2 protein-coding genes are annotated in these 2129 nt (G+C 62.7%); both read left to right on the plus strand.

All coding sequences use genetic code 11. The features are described from left to right. On the plus strand, positions 1 to 998 hold a 998-nt coding region (locus VMR39_RS10705), incomplete at its 5' end, for a type IV secretion system DNA-binding domain-containing protein (RefSeq protein ID WP_325415957.1). Then, positions 995 to 2129 (plus strand): MobF family relaxase (gene mobF / locus VMR39_RS10710; protein ID WP_325415958.1); only part of this gene is annotated, 1135 nt, incomplete at its 3' end. The genes VMR39_RS10705 and mobF, both read left to right, overlap by 4 nt.

Consider the following 2129-nt stretch of genomic DNA (forward strand, 5'->3'; position numbering starts at 1 on the left):
GCATTCGCGCGGAACTGGCATCTGTTATGCGCAGCTTCTCCTATCTGGACGATACCGCCGACGGATTTTCGATCCGGGATTGGGTCGCCAATGAGGAGGATGACAGCTGGCTCTTCATCACCGTGAAGGCGGACCAGCTGCCCTCCCTGCGGCCCCTCGTGACAGTATGGCTCGACATCGCGATCAGCGCTATCATGAGCCTGCCTCACGATCGCAAGCGACGCCTCTACTGCGTCATCGATGAGTTGCCGACGCTCCAGAAACTGCCGTCGCTGAGCGACTTTCTCGCCCGGGCGCGCAAATATGGCGGCTGTGGCATATTGGGATTCCAGTCCTATCCGCAGCTTGAAGCGACCTACGGCATCCAGGATGCCGCGGCGATCACCGGCTATTGCTCGACCTGGGTGGCGCTGCGTGCCAACGACACGCCCACCGCCAAGCATGTGTCCGAAAATCTGGGACAGGTCGAACAGGTCGAGGCCAATGAGGGCATGTCCTATGGCGTCAACGATATGCGGGACGGGGTCAACCTGTCGCGGATGCAGGTGACCCGGCCGCTGGTCATGCATACAGAGGTCACCAATCTTCCCAATCTCGCGGGCTTTCTCCGGTTCGGCCGAAACCTTCCTGTGGTCCAATTTGCCGATAGCTACAATGTCCTGCCGAGCCCGGAGGCCGCTTTCGTCGAGCGGCTGGCGCCGCTCATCCGTCTGGAGCCGGAAGAAGACAGCAAGTCTTCCTCGAAGTCGTCAGGATCGCCACCCAAGCGGAGGCGGTCGAAGAAGGCGGATGCACCCGAACTGCCGCTCGATGCGGGCGAGGTCAGCAAGCCCACGCAAGATGAGGTCCGCCCGCAGGCCTCCCCGTCCTATCCGGTGGAGGGGGAGCATGAACCTCCAGAGGGTGGATTGCCCAAGCTCCTCGGTCGCGCCAGCGGCTTCCGGCTGCGACAACATGGCCGTGCATCGGGCGACCGTAATGATGCGAGGCCGGCATGATGCATCCGCGCCGCCTGAAGGGGTCGCCCGGCAACATCGCCCGCTACTATGCGATCGGCGATTACTACACGACAGGGGATGCGGAGCGATCGTCCTGGGGCGGCACCCTGGCGAGCGAGCTGGGCTTAGCGGGTGATGTCGATCCCGAGACGTTTCGCGCCCTGCTCGCCGGCAAGGTCGCGGGGCAGCAGCTCGGTCGTCATCGCGCCGACGGCATCCAGCATCATCCCGGCTGGGACTTTGCGATCAGTGCGCCCAAATCCGTGTCGGTGATGGCGCTCGCCATAGGCGACGAGCGGATCGTCCAACTCCATGAGCGATCGGTCGATGTCGCGCTCGCCTATCTGCAGGAACATGCACAACTGCGAAGGCGGGAGGAGGGAAGCATCGTCCACGAGGCGACCGGCCGATTGCTGTGGGCGCGGTTCACCGAGCATGCGAGCCGAGAACTCGATCCCCATCTCCACACCCATGTCGTCGTCCTTAATATGACCAACGGGCAGACAAGCGATCCGATGGCGAGCCTGGAAACCCGCGCGATGTATGCGGAACAGATGACCAGCGGGCAGATCTACCGGAGTGAACTCGCTCATGGCCTGCGCGAGCTTGGCTATGAGATCGACTTCGATCCGCGCCGGGGTCTCTTCGAAATCAGGGGCGTTCCCAAGGCTCTCATTGAGGAAATGTCGCAGCGGGCTGAGCAGATCAATCAGCATGCCACAGAACATGGTCTTGTCGGCCAGTCGGCACGTCGGCGATCTTTTTACGCCACCCGCAGCGCCAAGGTGAAGATCGGGATCGACGCCCTACTCGATCAGTGGCGTGGCCGGCTGGGGCCCCATGAAAAGCCGCTCGAAGCCGTTAAGGAAGGTGCCGCCCAAGTGGGGGAGCGCATTGTCCCGGTCGACCAAACCGATGCTGCCCGCGCCGCTTTGTTTGGGATAAGGCAGTCGGAGGGGAAGGAGGCAGTGAACCTACTTGGTCGCCTTTATTCCACGGGGCTGGCATCCCATGTTGGTGAGGTCCGGTTGCAGGATTTGCGGCCCCTGATTGATGCGCATGAGGAAAGGCGCAAGCTGCTGGCGACGCGTGGCCAGACGGGGGATGCGATACTGACGCGTGGCCGGACGA

Source organism: Sphingobium sp., assembly GCF_035511395.1.
Lineage (GTDB): Bacteria > Pseudomonadota > Alphaproteobacteria > Sphingomonadales > Sphingomonadaceae > Sphingobium.